The organism is Pseudomonas maumuensis, assembly GCF_019139675.1.
GTDB classification, from domain to species: Bacteria; Pseudomonadota; Gammaproteobacteria; order Pseudomonadales; family Pseudomonadaceae; genus Aquipseudomonas; species Aquipseudomonas maumuensis.
The window spans coordinates 3,899,469-3,915,658 of sequence record NZ_CP077077.1 but is presented as its reverse complement, the minus strand read 5'-3'; the positions used below and the strand labels follow the sequence as shown (position 1 = coordinate 3,915,658).

The window sequence follows — 16,190 nt, the reverse complement described above, 5'->3', positions numbered from 1 at the left end:
CACACCATGAACATGCCCATTCCCGAAGTGAAGGCGCGTCATAGCGCCAAGGACCAGACCCGTTTCGCCGCCCTGTGGCGCCCGGCGCTGGTGCAGGCCTTCGTCAAGCTCGACCCGCGCCAGCTCAGGCGCGCCCCGGTGATGCTGGTGGTGGCCCTCACCGCCATGCTGACCACCGTGCTTTGCTTTGCCCCTGAAAGTGGCGTGAGCACTTCAGTGGCCGTGCAGATCACCGTGTGGCTATGGTTCACCGTGCTGTTCGCCAACTTCGCCGAAGCCCTCGCCGAAGGCCGCGGCAAGGCCCGCGCCGACAGCCTCAAGGCCGGCAGCCAGGGCCTGGCCGCCAAGCGTCGCAAGAGCGACGGTACGTTCGAGACCGTCGCCGCCACCCAGTTGCGCAAGGACGACGTGGTGCGCGTGGTGGCCGGTGAGCTGATCCCCGGCGACGGCGAGGTGCTCGAAGGCATTGCCGCAGTCAACGAGGCGGCCATCACCGGCGAGTCCGCGCCGGTGATCCGCGAGTCCGGCGGCGACCGTTCGGCCGTTACCGGCAACACCCGCCTGGTCTCCGACTGGCTGCTGATCCGCATCACCAGCAACCCTGGCGAGTCGACCCTGGACCGCATGATCGCCCTGGTCGAAGGCGCCAAGCGGCAGAAGACGCCCAACGAGATCGCCCTGGACATCCTGTTGATCGGCCTGACCCTGATCTTCCTGATCGTGGTGGTGACCCTGCAGCCGTTCGCCCGTTTTGCCGGCGGCGAGCTGCCGCTGATCTTCCTCGCCGCGCTGCTGGTGACGCTGATCCCCACCACCATCGGCGGCCTGCTGTCGGCCATTGGCATCGCCGGCATGGACCGCCTGGTGCGCCTGAACGTGATCGCCCGCTCGGGCCGCGCCGTGGAAGCGGCAGGCGATGTGCACACGCTGATGCTCGACAAGACCGGCACCATCACTTTTGGCAACCGCCGTTGCAGCGCGCTGCACGCAGCCTCCGGGGTGACCGCCAAGGAGCTGGGGGAGGGCGCCTTGCTCGCCTCGCTGGCCGATGACACTGCCGAAGGCAAGTCGATCGTGGAGTACCTGCGCCAATTGCACGACTTCGCGGAACCTGCGAGCAACCAGTACGAAGCCATCGCCTTCAGCGCCGAGACGCGCCTGTCGGGCATCGACTTCCAGCAGCGCCGCTACCGCAAGGGCGCCGTCGACGCGGTATTGGCCTTCTGTGGCATGCAGCGCCTGGAGCTGCCCACGGCCCTGGCCCGTGAAGTGGAGCGCATCGCCCAGAGCGGCGGTACCCCGCTGCTGGTGTGCGTCGACAAGCACCTGCTCGGCGTGATCCACCTCAAGGACGTGGTCAAGCCCGGTATCCGCGAGCGCTTCGCCGAACTGCGCAAGCTCGGCATCCGCACCGTGATGGTCACCGGCGACAACCCGCTGACCGCCGCCGCCATCGCCGCCGAGGCGGGCGTCGACGACGTGCTCGCCGAGGCCACGCCGGAGAAGAAGCTGGCGCGGATCCGCCAGGAGCAGAACGACGGTCGCCTGGTGGCCATGTGCGGCGACGGCGCCAACGACGCGCCGGCCCTGGCCCAGGCCGATGTCGGCATGGCCATGAACGACGGCACCCAGGCGGCCCGCGAGGCCGCCAACATGGTCGACCTGGACAGCGACCCGACCAAGCTGCTGGACGTGGTGCAGGTGGGCAAGGAGCTGCTGGTCACCCGTGGTGCGCTGACCACCTTCTCCATCGCCAACGACGTGGCCAAGTATTTCGCCATCCTGCCGGCGCTGTTCGCCGCCATCTACCCGCAGTTGGGCGTGCTCAACCTGATGCACCTGGCCAGCCCGCAGAGCGCGATCCTCTCGGCCATCGTGTTCAACGCGCTGATCATCATCGTGCTGATCCCCCTGGCGCTGCGCGGGGTGCGGGTGCAGGCCGCCAGCGCCGCCCATTTGCTGCGGCGCAACCTGCTGATCTACGGCCTGGGCGGCATTGTCGTGCCGTTCGCCGGGATCAAGCTGATCGACATGCTGCTCACTGCGCTGCACTTGGTCTGAGGAGAGACTGACATGACCGCTTATGTACGCCCGGCCTTGAGCCTGGTCCTGCTGATGACCGTGGTCACCGGCGCGCTGTATCCCCTGGCAGTGACCGGCATCGCCCAGGTCGCCTTCCCTGAGCAGGCCAACGGTAGCCTGGTGCGCGATGACCGTGGCCAGGTGCGCGGCTCGGCGCTGATCGCCCAGGAGTTCAAGGGCGACGCCTGGTTCCAGTCGCGGCCTTCGGCGGGGGCCTATGCCACCGTGGCCAGCGGCGCGAGCAACCTGGCGCCGAGCAACCCGGCGCTGGCCGAACGGGTCAAGACTGACGCCTCCCAGCAGTACCAGGCGCAGCAGGGGCCGGTGCCCCAGGCGCTGTTGACCACCTCCGGCAGCGGGCTGGACCCGCACCTGCCGCCCGAGGCCATCGCCTACCAGCTGCCGCGGGTGGCGGCGGCGCGGCAGGTCTCTGAGGAGCGCTTGCAAGCGTTGGTGAATGGGGCCACCCTGCGGCCATTGGTCGGGCCGCCGGTGGTCAATGTGCTGGCGTTGAACCAGGCGCTTGAGCGCCTTGCTCCAAGCCACTGAAGCCGGGGCCTGCGCAGCAGGCCCTCATTCGTTACATTTTGAAGGATGAAGCATGAGCAACCCCACCCGCGCCGACGCGCTGTTGGCCGGCCTGCCCCGCGAAGGCCGCGGCAGGCTCAAGGTGTTCCTCGGCGCCGCGCCCGGGGTCGGCAAGACCTTTGCCATGCTCCAGGCCGCCCACGCTCAGCAGCGCCAGGGCGTGCAAGTGGTGGCCGGAGTGGTCGAAACCCACGGCCGCGCCGAGACCGAGGCCCTGCTCGGCGGGCTGACCCAACAACCCCTGCTGCGCAGCGAGTACCGCGGCGTGGTGCTCGAGGAAATGGACCTCGACGGCCTGCTCAAGGCCGCGCCACCGCTGGTGCTGGTCGACGAACTGGCGCACACCAACGCCCCCGGCAGCCGCCACGCCAAGCGCTGGCAGGACGTGCAGGAACTGCTCGCCGCCGGCATCGACGTATACACCACGGTCAACGTCCAGCACCTGGAAAGCCTCAACGACAAGGTCCGCGATATCACCGGCGTGCAGGTGCGCGAGACATTGCCCGACTGGGTGCTGCAGGAAGCCTTCGAACTGGTGCTGATCGACCTGCCGCCGCGCGAGCTGCTCGAGCGCCTGCGCGAGGGCAAGGTCTACGTGCCCGAACAGGCTCGGGCGGCTATCGAGGCCTATTTCTCCCAGACCAACCTCACCGCCCTGCGCGAGCTGGCCATGCAGACCGCTGCGGCACAGGTGGACGCGGACCTGGCCAGCGGCTACCGCCAGCGCGGCCAGGAAGCGCCGACCCTGCGCGGCCGGCTGCTGGTGGGCATCGATGGCGACGAGCAGGCCGAACGCCTGGTGCGCCATGCCTGCCGCGTCGCCCAGCGTCGCCATCTGCCATGGAGCGTGGTCCACGTCGACAACGGCCGCCTGCGCGACGAGACCGCCCGCCATCGCCTGCAGGCCGCCCAGCAACTGGCCGAGCGCCTTGGCGGCGAAGTGGTGCTGCTGCGCGCCGGTGAAGTGGCGCGCACGCTGATCCAGCACGCCGCCGAGCGCCGCGCCAGCCTGGTGCTGGTGGGCCAGTCCCGTGACCTGTTGCGTCGGCGCCTTTTCGGCGCCGGTGTTGCGGCGCGCCTGCTGCGTGAGAGCCACGGCCTGGAGATCAACGTGCTCGACCGCGACGCCCAGCCGCCAGCGGCGCGCACGGCGGTAAAGCGCGTATGGGTGTGGCGCCATTATGTGCTGGCGCTGCTCGCCACGCTGCTGGCCGCAGGCCTGGCCTGGGCCGTGTCGAGCGTGCTGGCGCTGCCCAACATCTCCCTGGTGTTCCTCGCCGCCGTGCTGCTGGTGGCAGTGCGCAGCAGCCTGGGGCCGGCGCTGGCGTGCGCGGCGCTGTCGTTCCTCACCTACGATTTCCTGTTCATCCCGCCGAACTTCTCCTTCGCCATCCAGCGCGAAGAGGACGTGCTGACCCTGGTGTTCTTCCTGCTGATGGCCGCGCTTACCGGCAACCTCGCCGCGCGCCAGCGCCGCCAGTTGCAGGCGCTGCGCGAGACCCAGGCAGAGACTCGCCAGTTGCTCGACCTGTCGCGTCGCCTGACCGTGGCCACCGACCGCCAGGCGGTGTTCAGCGCTGCCGGCCAGCATATGGATGGCTGGCAGGGGGTGCAGGTGTGTCTGCTCGAACGCAGCGCCGACGGCTTGCTGCAGGTAGCCAGTGGTGGCTCGCCAGCTTTCACCGACAATGAACGCGCTGCCGCCGAATGGGCCTGGCAACATGGCCAGGCTGCGGGCTTTGGCAGTGACACCTTGCCCCACGGTCGCTGGTGGTGGTGGCCGCTGGCCGTGGAGGAACAGCCGCTGGCCCTGCTCGGCATCCGCCCACGCGACGGCGAACCACTGAGTGACCCGCGCCGCCGGCTGTTGATGGCCCTGGCACAGCCCTTGGCCCAGGCCCTGGCCCGCGCCCGCCTGGGCGAGCAACTGGAAGCCGCGCGTCTGCACGGCGAAACCGAGCAACTGCGCAGCGCCTTGCTTGCCTCGGTGTCTCACGACCTGCGCACGCCGCTGACGTCGATGCGCGGCAGCATCGATAGTCTGCTGGCCCTGGGCGATGCCATCCCTCCGGACGACCGCCGCGAGTTGCTGGAAGGCACTCGCAACGAAGCCGAGCGCCTTGACCGCTACATCCAGAACCTGCTGGACATGACCCGTCTGGGTCACGGCACGCTCAAGCTGGCCCGCGACTGGGTGGCCCCGGCCGATATCGTCGGCAGCGCCCTAAACCGCTTGCGCGTGGTGCTGGCGCCCCTGCGCATACATACCGAAGTCCCGCCCGAGCTGCCGCTGCTGTTCGTGCATGCGGCGTTGATCGAGCAGGCGCTGATCAACGTGCTGGAAAACGCCGCGCGCTTTTCCCCGGCCAATGGCCGACTGGAACTACAGGTCTCGGTGCGCGACGAGCAACTGTGCTTCGCCGTCGCCGACGAAGGCCCCGGCATCCCCCCGGACGAGCGCGAGAAGATCTTCGACATGTTCTACACCGCCGCCCGCGGCGATCGAGGCGGGCAGGGCACCGGCCTGGGCCTGGCGATCTGCCAGGGCATGATCGGTGCCCATGGCGGGCGCATCCTGGTCGACGATGGCATCGATGGCCACGGCACCCGCATCACTCTATGCTTGCCGCTGCCGACCCAACCTGCCACCGAAAGTGAAGCCCCATGAGCCAAGCCGCCACCCTGCTGGTCATCGACGACGAGCCGCAGATTCGCAAGTTCCTGCGCATCAGCCTGGCGTCCCAGGGCTACAAGGTGATCGAGGCCGGCACCGGCTCCGACGGCCTGGCCCAGGCCGCCTTGAACAAACCCGACCTGGTGGTGCTCGACCTCGGCCTACCGGACATGGACGGCCAGCAGGTGCTGCGCGAGCTGCGCGAGTGGAGCACGGTGCCGGTGATGGTGCTGTCGGTGCGTGCCAGCGAAGTGCAGAAGGTCGATGCGCTCGATGGCGGGGCCAACGACTACGTGACCAAGCCCTTCGGTATCCAGGAATTCCTCGCCCGGGTGCGGGCGTTGCTGCGCCAGGCGCCCCAGGTGGGTAACGTGGCCTCGGCAGCGAGCTTCGGCCCGCTGGTGGTGGACTTCGCCTTTCGCAAGGTGACCCTGGACGGTGTCGAGGTGGCACTGACGCGCAAGGAGTACGCGCTGCTGGCGCAGTTGGCCGGGCACCCCGGACGGGTGATTACCCAGCAGCAACTGCTCAAGGATATCTGGGGGCCGACCCACGTCGACGATACTCACTACCTGCGCATCGTGGTGGGGCATCTGCGCCAGAAGTTGGGGGACGATCCCACGGCGCCGCGGTTCATCGTCACCGAGGCGGGTGTGGGCTATCGGTTGGTGACGCCGGCCCTGTAGGAGCAAGCTTGGCCCGCGATACCCCACAGTGGAGCTGGGTTTACACGACCAATTCCAGCGCCAAGAGCTCCTGCACGGTCTGGCGCCGGCGGATCATCCGCAGGTTGCCCTGTTCGATCAGAAACTCGGGCAGCAGGGGGCGACTGTTGTAGTTCGACGACATCGAAGCCCCGTAGGCCCCCGCATCGTGAATCACCAGCAGGTCGCCCACCTTGGCCTCTGGCAGGTGCTGCGGGGTCAGCTCCTCGTCGTTCTGCGTGAACACATCACCCGACTCGCACAGCGGCCCGGCCACCACGGTCGGCTGCAGCGGGCGGCTCACCGGCCGGCCCACGGCGTCGAACAGGCTCATGCGGTGATAGGCGCCGTACATCGCCGGGCGCATCAGGTCGTTGAAACCGGCGTCGACCAGGATGTAGTGGCGCTCGCCCATCTGCTTGACGGCGCGCACCTCGGCCACCAGGTAGCCGCACTCGGCCACCAGGAAGCGCCCCGGCTCGATCTCCATGCGTACAGGGTGGCCGAGCATCGCCTCGATCTCCGAGCGCGCCATCGCCCAGGTGCGGGCGTAGCGCTGCAGGTCCACCGGCTGGTCGCCGTCGCGGTAGGGCGTGGACAGGCCGCCGCCGATGGAGAAGGCCTCGATGTCCATCCCCAGGCGGCCGATCAGCCCGACCATCGCGCTGGCCACCTGCTCCAGGTGCTGGTAGTCCACCCCCGAGCCGATGTGCATGTGTACGCCCACCAGGTGCAGGCCGTGCTGTTTCACGCAGGCCAGCGCCTCGGGCAGTTGTTCGTGCCAGATGCCGTGCTTGCTGTTCTCGCCGCCGGTATTGGTCTTGCGGCTGTGGCCATGGCCGAAGCCGGGGTTGATGCGCAGCCACACTCGGTGGCCGGGGGAGCGCTCGCCGAGCTGGCGGAGCATGTCGATGGAACCGGCGTTGACCTCGATACCGGTCTCCACCACCCGCGCCAGGGTCGGCTGGTCTAGCACGTCGCAGGTCAGCACCACACCGGCTGGCTCGCCGCCCACCGAGGTGCCGGCGGCGAAGGCGCGTTCCATTTCGCCCAGGGACACCGCGTCGAGCACCAGGCCGCGTTCGCGGATCAGGCGCAGCACGTGCAGGTTAGGGTTAGCCTTCTGCGCGAAGCGCACGGTATCGAAGTGCTGCTTGAGCTGGTCGATGCGCTGGTGGATGGTCTGGGCGTCGTAGGCCCACAGCGGCGAGCCGTGCTGGCGGACGGCGTCGGCCAGGAGGGTGGTGGTCATGGTGGCGTTCCTTGTTTTGGATGCACCGATGGTGGGGTATTTGATCGATTCAGAAAAATAGCTATTTTTCTGATGGCCATTCACATTTGATATCCATTCTGACCAAATTCGCTTCCCCGCTTATTCCCATACCTCCGGGCATGCCATGAAACTCTCCATCCGCCACATCGAAGTGTTCCGCGCCATCATGGCCGCTGGCAGTGTCACCGGCGCCGCGCGGCTGTTGTTTACCTCACAGCCCACGGTCAGCCGCGAGCTGGCGCGTATGGAGCAGGTCACCGGCCTGAACCTGTTCGAACGCGAAGGCGGGCGCTTGGTGCCCAGCGCCCAAGCCTTGCTGCTGATCGAGGAAGTCGAGCGTGCCTTCGTCGGCCTCGAGCGCATCGACCGCTTCGCCCAGGCCATCCGCAACTTTGAGCAAGGCCGGCTGGCCATCACCTGCCTGCCATTGTTCTCGCAAACCTTGTTGCCCAAGGCCTGCAAGGCGTTTCACCAGCAGCACTCCGGTGTCAGCCTGAGCATTACCGCGCAGGAGTCGCCGTTGCTGGAGGAGTCGCTGGTCGCCCAGCAGCACGACCTCGGCCTGACCGAGACCGCGCAGGTGCCGCGGGGCGCGGTCGGCGAACTGTTGTTCAGTGCCGACATGGTCTGCGTGTTGCCCGCGCAGCACCCCTTGCTGGCCAAGCCGGTACTCCAGTTGCAGGACTTCCACGAGGTCGACTTTATCAACCTGGCCAGCCTGGACAGTTACCGCCAGCAACTCGACCGGCATTTCCGCGAGGCCGGCGTGAACCGCCGCACGATCATCGAGACCACCAGCGCCGCCTCGGTGTGCGCCATGGTCCGGCAGGGCCTGGGGGTGGCGATCATCAACCCGTTGAGCGGGCTGGAAGCGGGGCAGGCTGGGCTGGCGATTCGCCGCCTGAGCCTGTCGGTGCCGTACCAGGTGATGCTGATCCGGCCCGAGCTGCGGCCCGCATCGGCGGTGCTGGAGCCGTTCTGCCAGGCACTGCGGGAGCAGGCCAGGGCAATGGAGGCGGCCTTGGCGCAAGGCGCCTGAGCGGCCGGGCGACCGAGTGGAACGTTCCGAACCACGCCAGGGTCAACCCCATCAGCAGTGATCGAAAATGCTCCACAGCATGAGGAGTTGCCATGAGTACGCTGACGATCGAAGGCTGGTTCAAAGCTGAGGGTGATCGCAGATCCACCCCGGTGGGTGATATTCACTTCGACATCCAGGGCGTGAACCACCGCAAGTTGGAGCAGGCCGAAGAACGCCTGCAACAGAGCCACGAGCCCGAGGCGATGGTGGATGTCGACATGGATAGCCTGAACTTGGTGCTGCCCGAGGGCTACGGCCCGTTGTCGGACTGCCGCCTGCGCGTCTACCTGAGCGACGACGAGCGTGGCCAGTTCCACCTGGTCGGGCACCGGGCCAGCGATGGCAGCCTGATCTACACCAATGCGGTGTTGATCGCTCAGCTGAGCTGAATTTCGGCTGCGCTGTCGCCCGTTTCCAGGCGTGCCGCCACTGCCGTGGCCACTTCGATGAACGCCTGCGCCGCCGCGCTCTGGTAGGCGCCCCTGCGCTGCATCAAAACTGCGGTGCGCTGCAGGCGCAGTGGGTCCAGGGCAATGGCGGTCAGGTCGTCATGGGCCTGGGCCAGGGTGGCAGGCAGCAGGGTCGACAGGGTTGTGCGGCGCACCACTTCGGTCACCGCGCCAATCGCGTTGGCCTCCATGCGCACCTTGGGCTGGATGCCGTGCTGGCGGCAATAGCGCTCGATCTGCTCGCGCGTGGCGAACTCGGCGCTAAGCAAGATCAGCGACTCGTCGTTGAGCGCCTGCGGGCCAATGCTGCGGGCAGTGGCCAGCGGATGCGCGCGGCCGACCACCAGCGCCAGGGTTTCCACCAACAGCGGGCGGCTGTCGATGTCCTGGCTGTGGACCTCATCGAAGGCGATGCCGACATCCAGTTCATCGGCCTGCAACAGCTCCTCCATGCGCTCCTGGGCGATCTCGCGCAGGTTCAGGGTGATGTGCGGATAACGCGCATGGAAGGCCTCGACCAGCGGGCCGATCAGGTAGGTGGTGAAGGTCGGTGTCACCGCCACCCGCAGCGATCCCCGGCTGAGGTCGCCCACGTCATGGATGGCGCGCCTGGCCTCCAGCAGTTCCTGTTCCGCCCGCTTGGCATAGCGCAGGTAGACCTCCCCGGCATCGGTCAGGCGTGTGGCGCGCCCGGAACGGTCGAACAACTGCGCGCCGAGGCTTTCTTCCAGTTGCCTGACCTGCTGTGACAGCGCCGGCTGGGAGACATGCAGCGCCGCTGCGGCGCGGGTGAAGCTGTGGTGTTGCGCCACTGCGAGAAAGTACTGGAGGTGCCGGGCAAGCATGGCTGTTCCCATAAGATAATCTGATGTGCTTCATCATAAATGAGACTTTTACCTTATGTAATGCGCTGCGTAACCTTTGCCTCAACACACCGCGACATTGAGGCAAGCAGCCATGAAAGACATCATCGACGGTTTTCTGAAGTTCCAGCGCGACGCCTTCCCCGAGCGGGTCAAGCTGTTCAAGGACCTGGCCACCCAGCAAAGCCCGCGGGCGCTGTTCATCTCCTGCTCCGACAGCCGCCTGGTGCCCGAGTTGGTCACCCAGCGCGAGCCGGGCGACCTGTTCGTCATCCGCAATGCCGGCAACATCGTGCCGTCCTACGGCCCTGAGCCTGGCGGCGTATCGGCCTCGGTCGAATATGCCGTCGCCGCCCTGCAGGTGGCCGACATCGTCATCTGCGGCCATTCCGACTGCGGCGCCATGACCGCCATCGCCACTTGCAAGTGCCTGGACCACATGCCCGCCGTGGCCGGCTGGCTGCGCTACGCCGACTCCGCCCGGGTGGTCAACGAGGCGCGCCAGCATCACAGCCCGCAGGCCAAGGTCGAGGCTATGGTGCGCGAGAACGTGATCGCCCAACTGGCCAATATCCAGACCCACCCCTCGGTACGCCTGGCCCTGGAAGAGGGCCGCGTGCGCCTGCATGGCTGGATCTACGACATCGAAAGCGGCCGCATCGATGCCTTCGACGGACGTACCGGCCAGTTCGTCGCCCTGGCGCAGAACCCCGACGTCAACGCCGTTTCCCACCCCTCCAGGCACGTTGCCTGAACCCCTTTCAAACCCAAGGAGACACACCATGATCCAGTCGCAAATCAGCCAGAACGCCCGCCTTGCCCTGAGCGAAGTCATCCTCCTGGCCAAGGCCCGCAAGGACCTGTCGTTCGCCCAGATCACCGACGGCACCGGCCTGTCCGAAGCCTTCGTCACTGCCGCGCTGCTGGGCCAGCACCCGCTGCCGGCCAGCGCTGCCCAGGTGGTGGGCGACAAGCTCGGCCTGGACGCCGACGGTATCGCCCTGCTGCAGACCGTGCCGCTGCGCGGCAGCATCCAAGGCGGCGTGCCGACCGACCCGACCATCTACCGCTTCTACGAGATGCTGCAGGTGTACGGCACGACTTTGAAGGCACTGGTCCACGAGAAGTTCGGCGACGGCATCATCAGCGCCATCAACTTCAAGCTCGACGTGAAGAAGGTCGACGACCCGGAAGGCGGTTCCCGCGCGGTGATCACCCTGGATGGCAAGTACTTGCCGACCAAGCCTTTCTAAGCTGGAGCCCGGCCGCCTTCGGGCGGCCGGGGCCGTTAGCACGGAAAACTAATTCCTATCGTTTCGCAGGAAGTGCTGTCATACAGAAAATGATATCCCTTTGGGAGCAAGCGGGTTCCCTGTAGATGAAACTCGCGCGCTGGATTGTAATAGTCCTAACGCTTGGCCTGGACAGTGGCTTTGGATCGTGTCGGGCATTTAAGTCCTGAACCCGCGGCATCGCCCTGTTTGGCGCTACTGACTTCAATGAAGTTGGAGAGCCAGGATTTGAAATCTTCCGACCATATGCCGTTGTGACCATTCAGTACAGTAGCGTCGGTGCTGGCTACTATAAATGGATAGCCTGAAATGGTGTCTTTATTCTTTAGGCAAATGTTGCTTTGGCAAAAACTGTCGTACCAAAAGTTTTCGCCTGATGCTGGCAGGCCTTCACTCGAACTTAGTGTGTGTGTTTGGTAAGGTTGGTGGTTTCCTAGCGTGGTGCGCTCACGTTCTCTCCAGCGAGTTCCCAGTATTTGTCCGGTTGGAAACGCATAGCGAGTCGCCAGGTCATTATCGGTTGACACGGTGAGTAGTACCGGCTGCTGTGAATTGCCTAAGGTCTCTTGGTATCTCCTGCTGGCTGCCAGAGCTGTATATCGCGATGCTTCGAATGCAGGGTTCAGTAATATGGTCAGGTCGATAACTCCGGAAATTTGCTCATAGTGCATGTTTTTATTGCCAGGGTGACTCATCGCCAGCGCATTGATAAACATGGGCGCTGTTGCAGTGTAGAGTACTCGTCCACCAAAGCTGTGGCCGATACCTACAATGAAGTCTTCAGAGGCCTCTTCCAGGCAGCTAACACTCCTGATCGAACTCAAAAGTTTCGCTACATTGCCTGCTGCTGCCACACGATCTGCCCCGCCCTTACGCCCCCAGAAACTCAAGTTATCCAGAATTGGAACATCTAATGCTCTGCCAGGCCAGCCGATGAAGATACCCACAACATCACGTGGCTTATCGCGGTGCGACTCCAGGGTCTTGAGCTGCTTCAATAACGTCTGGAATTGAAGGACGTCATTGTCCTGGGTGTCCGCGTCGTGTTTCCAACCGTGTATGTAAATCACGACAAGCTTAGGGGTCCGCACCTTTACGGGTGGTATCTGCGTGCCAGTGGCGCGAGGGGTGCCTCTGACGGCATAGATAACATCGCTCAACTGGCAGCGGTTTACAAATTCGCCATCGTCCGTGAATTCGACAACCCTCAGTAGAGGGTTTGCGTCGAGTCGCGCTTTGCTACCTGGATCAAACGACGAATTGGTGAATGGGTCGAATCCGCCACCGTGCTCGCACTTTATCTGGTCGTTGTCTGGGGGGAGATGGCGACTCAAGCAACCCACTGCGCCCAATGTGAAAGTGCAAAAAATTACTAGCTTTAACATGCTTTTAGAGGTGCGATAGGCACAGTGTCTGTTCATTCGTGTGTCCCCTTGGTTCAATTGAGCTGCTTTATGCTGGCAGGCGTAGGGGGTGTTAGTCAGTTGTCACGCGTATTTAAACTATAGGTGCTGTATGGCTGGCGTGGGTTTTCGTACGACGAGCGTGAATATTTGTAGTTTGTTCGGTTTTGCGAAGGGAGAATTTCGAAATGTCATAGCATGCGCTTGATCAACAGCTAGGATTAAATGTCTGGAAGGGAGTAGTGTGATTTTTTGTTGTTGCTCAGAAGTGGTCGGTGATAACTGCAAGCATTTTCCCTGCCGAAGGGAGAGCGGTAGGGGCAAGTGAGTCTGACTTTTCAGTCTTATGTTGCTGCAATCCGCAGTCGCAGCGGCTTGGTAATGATCGCCGCCAAGCATTTACCGTCATCAATGCGGTCAATGTTGGCAGACGTTTCCACGGTCTCTCTCTAGATTTCGTGTGGCGTGCTGGAAGCCCCGAACAACAATAACGAGGGACCCGACTATGCCCACCGCCCCCCAAGCGTCCAACGCCTGGCGCATCCTGTTCCTGCTGTTCTTGGCCAACCTGTTCAACTTCTTCGATCGCACCATACCCGCCATCGTCATCGAGCCGATCCGCCTGGAGTGGCACCTGAGCGACTTCCAGATCGGCATCATCGGCACCGCCTTCACCCTGGTGTACGCCATCGCCGGCCTGCCGCTGGCACGTATCGCCGACACCGGTTCACGCAGCAAGCTCATGGGTTGGGGCCTGTTGGCCTGGAGCGGGCTGACGGCGGTCAACGGCATGGTCGGCAGCTTCTGGAGCTTCCTGCTGGTGCGCATGGGCGTGGGCATCGGCGAGGCCAGCTATGCGCCGGCGGCCAACTCGCTGATCGGCGACCTGTTCCCCGCCGGGCGGCGGGCAAGGGCGATGGGCATCTTCATGCTCGGCCTGCCGCTTGGCCTGTTGCTGGCGTTCTTCAGCATCGGCGCGATGGTCGAGGCCTTCGGCAGCTGGCGCGCACCGTTCTTCATTGCCGCCGTGCCCGGCGTGTTGCTGGCGCTGTTCATCTTCATGATCCGCGAACCCGCGCGCGGTGCGGCGGAGTCTGTGGCCATCGCCCAGACCCCGCTGGACCGCCCGCTGCGCCGGGTACTGAGCGTGCCCACCTTCGCCTGGCTGGTGCTGGCGGGGCTGACCTTCAACTTCGCCACCTACGCCTGCAACTCGTTCATGGTGCCGATGCTGCAGCGCTACTTCGCACTACCGCTGCACGACGCCGCCGTGGCTACCGGGCTGATCGTCGGGCTCAGCGGCCTGGTGGGCCTGACCCTCGGCGGCTGGGTGGCCGACAAGGTGCATCAGCGCTTCACCAATGGCCGCCTGGTGTTCGCCGCGCTGAGCATGCTGGTCGCAACCTTGTGTACCGCTTGGGCACTGCATGCCGGGCGCATCGAGCTGGGCGTGTTCGTGGCGGTCTTCGGGATCGGCTGGCTGTTCTCGTACAACTTCTACACCTGCGTGTACACCGCCATCCAGGACGTGGTGCAACCGCGTTTGCGGGCCACCGCCATGGCGCTGTTCTTCGCCGGGCTGTACCTGCTTGGCGGCGGTCTGGGGCCGGTAGTGGTCGGCGGGCTGTCGGACCACTTCGCCGTGGCGGCGATGACGGCGGCGGGCGAGGGCGTGATGAGCGAGGCGTTCAAGGCCCAGGGGCTGCATGACGCGATGTACCTGATACCCGTGGCGCTGATGCTGACCATGGTGTTCCTACTGGCGGCTTCGAGGTGTTTCAGCCGGGATGCGCAGCGGATGCGCGAGGGGATGGTGCTGGAAGGCGCAGCGGTGACGGGGCAGGCAGTACAGGCTTGAGTCCACGCGTATCTGTGGTGGGATTTTGCCTGCGACATTCGAACCCAGGGGCAGCGCTGGATACTGATGGGCAGTGCGGGTGATTAAGCGGATAGCTTGGTTTATCAGTACTTGCTTGTCGTCGTCGTGAAGGTTGTCACTGAGGTTAACGCCGAGGCTGTTACTCAAATCTCGGCGTTGCGGATTACCCGTTGATAGGCTGTCGCCATGGCTTGCCATGATTCATCGTCGGCCGGTACCAGGTGTTCTATGCGCAGCGATGCCACCGTGATGTCCTGCGGCATGCCGAAGGTGGTGAAGGTGGACAGGAACCTCAGCTCACCCTCGGCAGTGCGCACCCGGGTCAGCACCACCGGTGCGAGCGGGGTGTCGGGCGCCAGCGCAGGTGGGGCAGGCAAGCCTTGCAGCCGCTGCGCCAGGTCAGGGTTGCCCAGCGCTTCCCGCGCCGCCCGCTGCCAGGCGATTGCGCGTATCTCGTCGGCATTGACCAGATGATCCCCCAGCCCGCCTGGACGCAGCAGTGTGTCCAGCAGGTTGAGGCGCGTAGCGCTGCTTGTCGGTACGCCGGCCATGGCGAACAGCAAGCCGACGCTGGCATTGGCCGCGATGATGTCCCAGTTGCTGGCGATGACGATGGCCGGCGCGGGGTTGTTGGCCAGCAGGATGTGTTCGAGCGCGTCATGCACCATCTTCAAGGCCGGGGCGTCTGGCGCCGAAGCGGCGTAGCGCGGTGCGTAGCCGGCGGCGAGGAAGACTTCGTTGCAGTGCTCGAGCGGGACGCTCAACGCGCCGAGCAAAGCGTGCAGGGTGGCGGGGCTGGCCTTGGCGCGGCCGGTTTCCACGCAGCTCAGGTGGCGTTGCGAAACGCCAGCGAGCAACGCCAGGTCCAGCTGGCTGAGCCCGGCCTGGCGTCGCAGGCGCCGCAGGTGCTCTCCCGCTTCAGTGACGGCAGGCGTTCGCGTGGGGTGAAAGGGAGAGGGGCTCATGCTTCGACTCTGGCTGTCCTTGGCGGATGCGTCCATGACCTGTGAGGTCATTGAGGCGGAAACGACTCTATCACTACCGTGACGGCAACATCCTCCTATAGGTCCCTGCCAAGGAATCGAACAATGAAAGCTGAATGGATCGCGCTGCCCGTATTGCTGTTGTTCACCCTGTACACCGGCTGGACCTTGATAGTCGCGGATCAGTCGCTCATCGCCTTTGGCCTTGAACTGATGTCTCGGCCAGATACGGCCCAGGTTGTCATCGACCTGTATGTGATGGCCGGTCTGGGCTGTGTGTGGATGGCACGCGACCAGTACCAGAGAGGTGGGTCGTTGCTCGGCGTGTTGCCCTATCTGTTGCTGACGGCGGTGTTTGTTTCCATGGGGCCGCTGCTGTACATCGTGGTCAGGGGCTTTGCGCAGAGGCGTGAGGCATGAGTGGCCTGACGATCTATGCCTGCTGCGTGGTGGTGCTGTTCTTCAAGATGCTGGCGATTTCCTGCTACCAGGGTTACTTCCGCCTGCGCTTCCTGGCCTTCACCAATAGTGAGGATGCGGCGGTGTTCAGACGCTCGGCGTGGCCCGCGGAACTGCCGCAGGTTACGCGGGCCACGCAGGCCTGGCGGAATGATCTGGAGAACATTCCGCTGTTCCTCGCGTTGTCTGGGCTGGCAGTAGCGCTTGAAACACCGTTGACCCCGAGCGCCTGGCTGATGGGGCTATTCACCGTCGCACGGATACTGCACACGGCGACCTACCTGGCGAGCATTCAACCGTGGAGGACGGTGAGTTACGCCTTGGGGGTAGTCTGTTTGATCGGGTTGGCGGCCTTGGTCATCGAGGCCGTGGCCGATATCAGCAGCGACGGGCGCGTTGGCGCCTTTACATTGAATTATTCAAAGCCAATAATTATTGCCATTGCATAATTCAGGATAAA

General features: G+C 64.7%; 15 protein-coding genes. 11 read left to right on the top strand and 4 right to left on the bottom strand.

The window, feature by feature from the left end; all coding sequences use genetic code 11:
- The first annotated feature begins 6 nt into the window (after positions 1 to 6).
- The 4 genes from kdpB to KSS90_RS17430 are packed head-to-tail and all read left to right on the top strand — an operon-like array spanning position 7 to position 6,030.
- The gene (gene kdpB, locus KSS90_RS17445; RefSeq protein WP_217866587.1) at positions 7 to 2,061 is read left to right on the top strand and encodes a potassium-transporting ATPase subunit KdpB; all 2,055 of its coding nucleotides are present in this window, start codon (positions 7 to 9) and stop codon (positions 2,059 to 2,061) included.
- A 12-nt stretch (positions 2,062 to 2,073) separates the two neighbouring features.
- On the top strand, positions 2,074 to 2,631 hold the full coding sequence (gene kdpC, locus KSS90_RS17440) for a potassium-transporting ATPase subunit KdpC (RefSeq protein WP_217866586.1): 558 nt from the start codon (positions 2,074 to 2,076) through the stop codon (positions 2,629 to 2,631).
- A gap of 52 nt (positions 2,632 to 2,683) precedes the next feature.
- Entirely contained in the window at positions 2,684 to 5,338 is a 2,655-nt protein-coding gene (locus tag KSS90_RS17435) for a DUF4118 domain-containing protein (protein ID WP_217866585.1), read from the top strand.
- On the top strand, positions 5,335 to 6,030 hold the full coding sequence (locus tag KSS90_RS17430; protein WP_217866584.1) for a response regulator: 696 nt from the start codon (positions 5,335 to 5,337) through the stop codon (positions 6,028 to 6,030). The genes KSS90_RS17435 and KSS90_RS17430 overlap by 4 nt, the downstream gene beginning before the upstream one ends.
- Positions 6,031 to 6,070: 40 nt before the next feature.
- Here KSS90_RS17430 and lysA read toward each other — a convergent pair whose 3' ends face one another.
- Complete coding sequence (gene lysA, locus KSS90_RS17425) at positions 6,071 to 7,300, bottom strand: diaminopimelate decarboxylase (protein ID WP_217866583.1); 1,230 nt, start codon at positions 7,298 to 7,300, stop codon at positions 6,071 to 6,073.
- A gap of 145 nt (positions 7,301 to 7,445) precedes the next feature.
- On the opposite strand from lysA, the gene KSS90_RS17420 reads away from it, so the two are divergent.
- Positions 7,446 to 8,360, top strand: coding sequence for a LysR family transcriptional regulator (locus KSS90_RS17420; RefSeq protein WP_217866582.1), 915 nt, complete (start codon positions 7,446 to 7,448; stop codon positions 8,358 to 8,360).
- A gap of 92 nt (positions 8,361 to 8,452) precedes the next feature.
- A complete protein-coding gene (locus KSS90_RS17415) occupies positions 8,453 to 8,791 on the top strand; it encodes a hypothetical protein (protein WP_102683713.1) in 339 nt (112 codons plus the stop codon).
- Here KSS90_RS17415 and cynR read toward each other — a convergent pair.
- The gene (gene cynR / locus KSS90_RS17410; RefSeq protein WP_217866581.1) at positions 8,779 to 9,696 is read right to left on the bottom strand and encodes a transcriptional regulator CynR; all 918 of its coding nucleotides are present in this window, start codon (positions 9,694 to 9,696) and stop codon (positions 8,779 to 8,781) included. The two genes, KSS90_RS17415 and cynR, sit on opposite strands and share 13 nt — an antisense overlap.
- 112 nt (positions 9,697 to 9,808) lie before the next feature.
- On the opposite strand from cynR, the gene KSS90_RS17405 reads away from it, so the two are divergent.
- Positions 9,809 to 10,468: a carbonic anhydrase gene (locus tag KSS90_RS17405; RefSeq protein WP_046854796.1), complete on the top strand. Its 660-nt coding sequence runs from the start codon at positions 9,809 to 9,811 to the stop codon at positions 10,466 to 10,468.
- 28 nt (positions 10,469 to 10,496) lie between these two features.
- A complete protein-coding gene (gene cynS, locus KSS90_RS17400) occupies positions 10,497 to 10,967 on the top strand; it encodes a cyanase (RefSeq protein WP_038706489.1) in 471 nt (156 codons plus the stop codon).
- A 155-nt stretch (positions 10,968 to 11,122) separates the two neighbouring features.
- Here the strand turns inward: cynS and KSS90_RS17395 are convergent, their stop codons facing one another.
- Positions 11,123 to 12,427, bottom strand: coding sequence for a hypothetical protein (locus KSS90_RS17395; RefSeq protein ID WP_217866580.1), 1,305 nt, complete (start codon positions 12,425 to 12,427; stop codon positions 11,123 to 11,125).
- Between the two features lie 487 nt (positions 12,428 to 12,914).
- Between KSS90_RS17395 and KSS90_RS17390 the strand changes: the two genes are divergently transcribed.
- Positions 12,915 to 14,267, top strand: a complete 1,353-nt coding sequence (locus KSS90_RS17390; protein WP_217866579.1) for a spinster family MFS transporter — start codon at positions 12,915 to 12,917, stop codon at positions 14,265 to 14,267.
- Between the two features lie 164 nt (positions 14,268 to 14,431).
- Here the strand turns inward: KSS90_RS17390 and KSS90_RS17385 are convergent, their stop codons facing one another.
- On the bottom strand, positions 14,432 to 15,253 hold the full coding sequence (locus tag KSS90_RS17385) for a helix-turn-helix domain-containing protein (protein ID WP_225933097.1): 822 nt from the start codon (positions 15,251 to 15,253) through the stop codon (positions 14,432 to 14,434).
- A gap of 123 nt (positions 15,254 to 15,376) precedes the next feature.
- On the opposite strand from KSS90_RS17385, the gene KSS90_RS17380 reads away from it, so the two are divergent.
- Both KSS90_RS17380 and KSS90_RS17375 read left to right on the top strand, forming a co-directional pair.
- Positions 15,377 to 15,691, top strand: coding sequence for a DUF2834 domain-containing protein (locus KSS90_RS17380; protein WP_217866577.1), 315 nt, complete (start codon positions 15,377 to 15,379; stop codon positions 15,689 to 15,691).
- Positions 15,688 to 16,179 (top strand): MAPEG family protein, encoded by a 492-nt coding sequence (locus KSS90_RS17375; protein WP_217866576.1) that lies wholly within the window; start codon positions 15,688 to 15,690, stop codon positions 16,177 to 16,179. Before KSS90_RS17380 ends, KSS90_RS17375 begins: the two co-directional genes overlap by 4 nt.
- Positions 16,180 to 16,190: the final 11 nt, after the last annotated feature.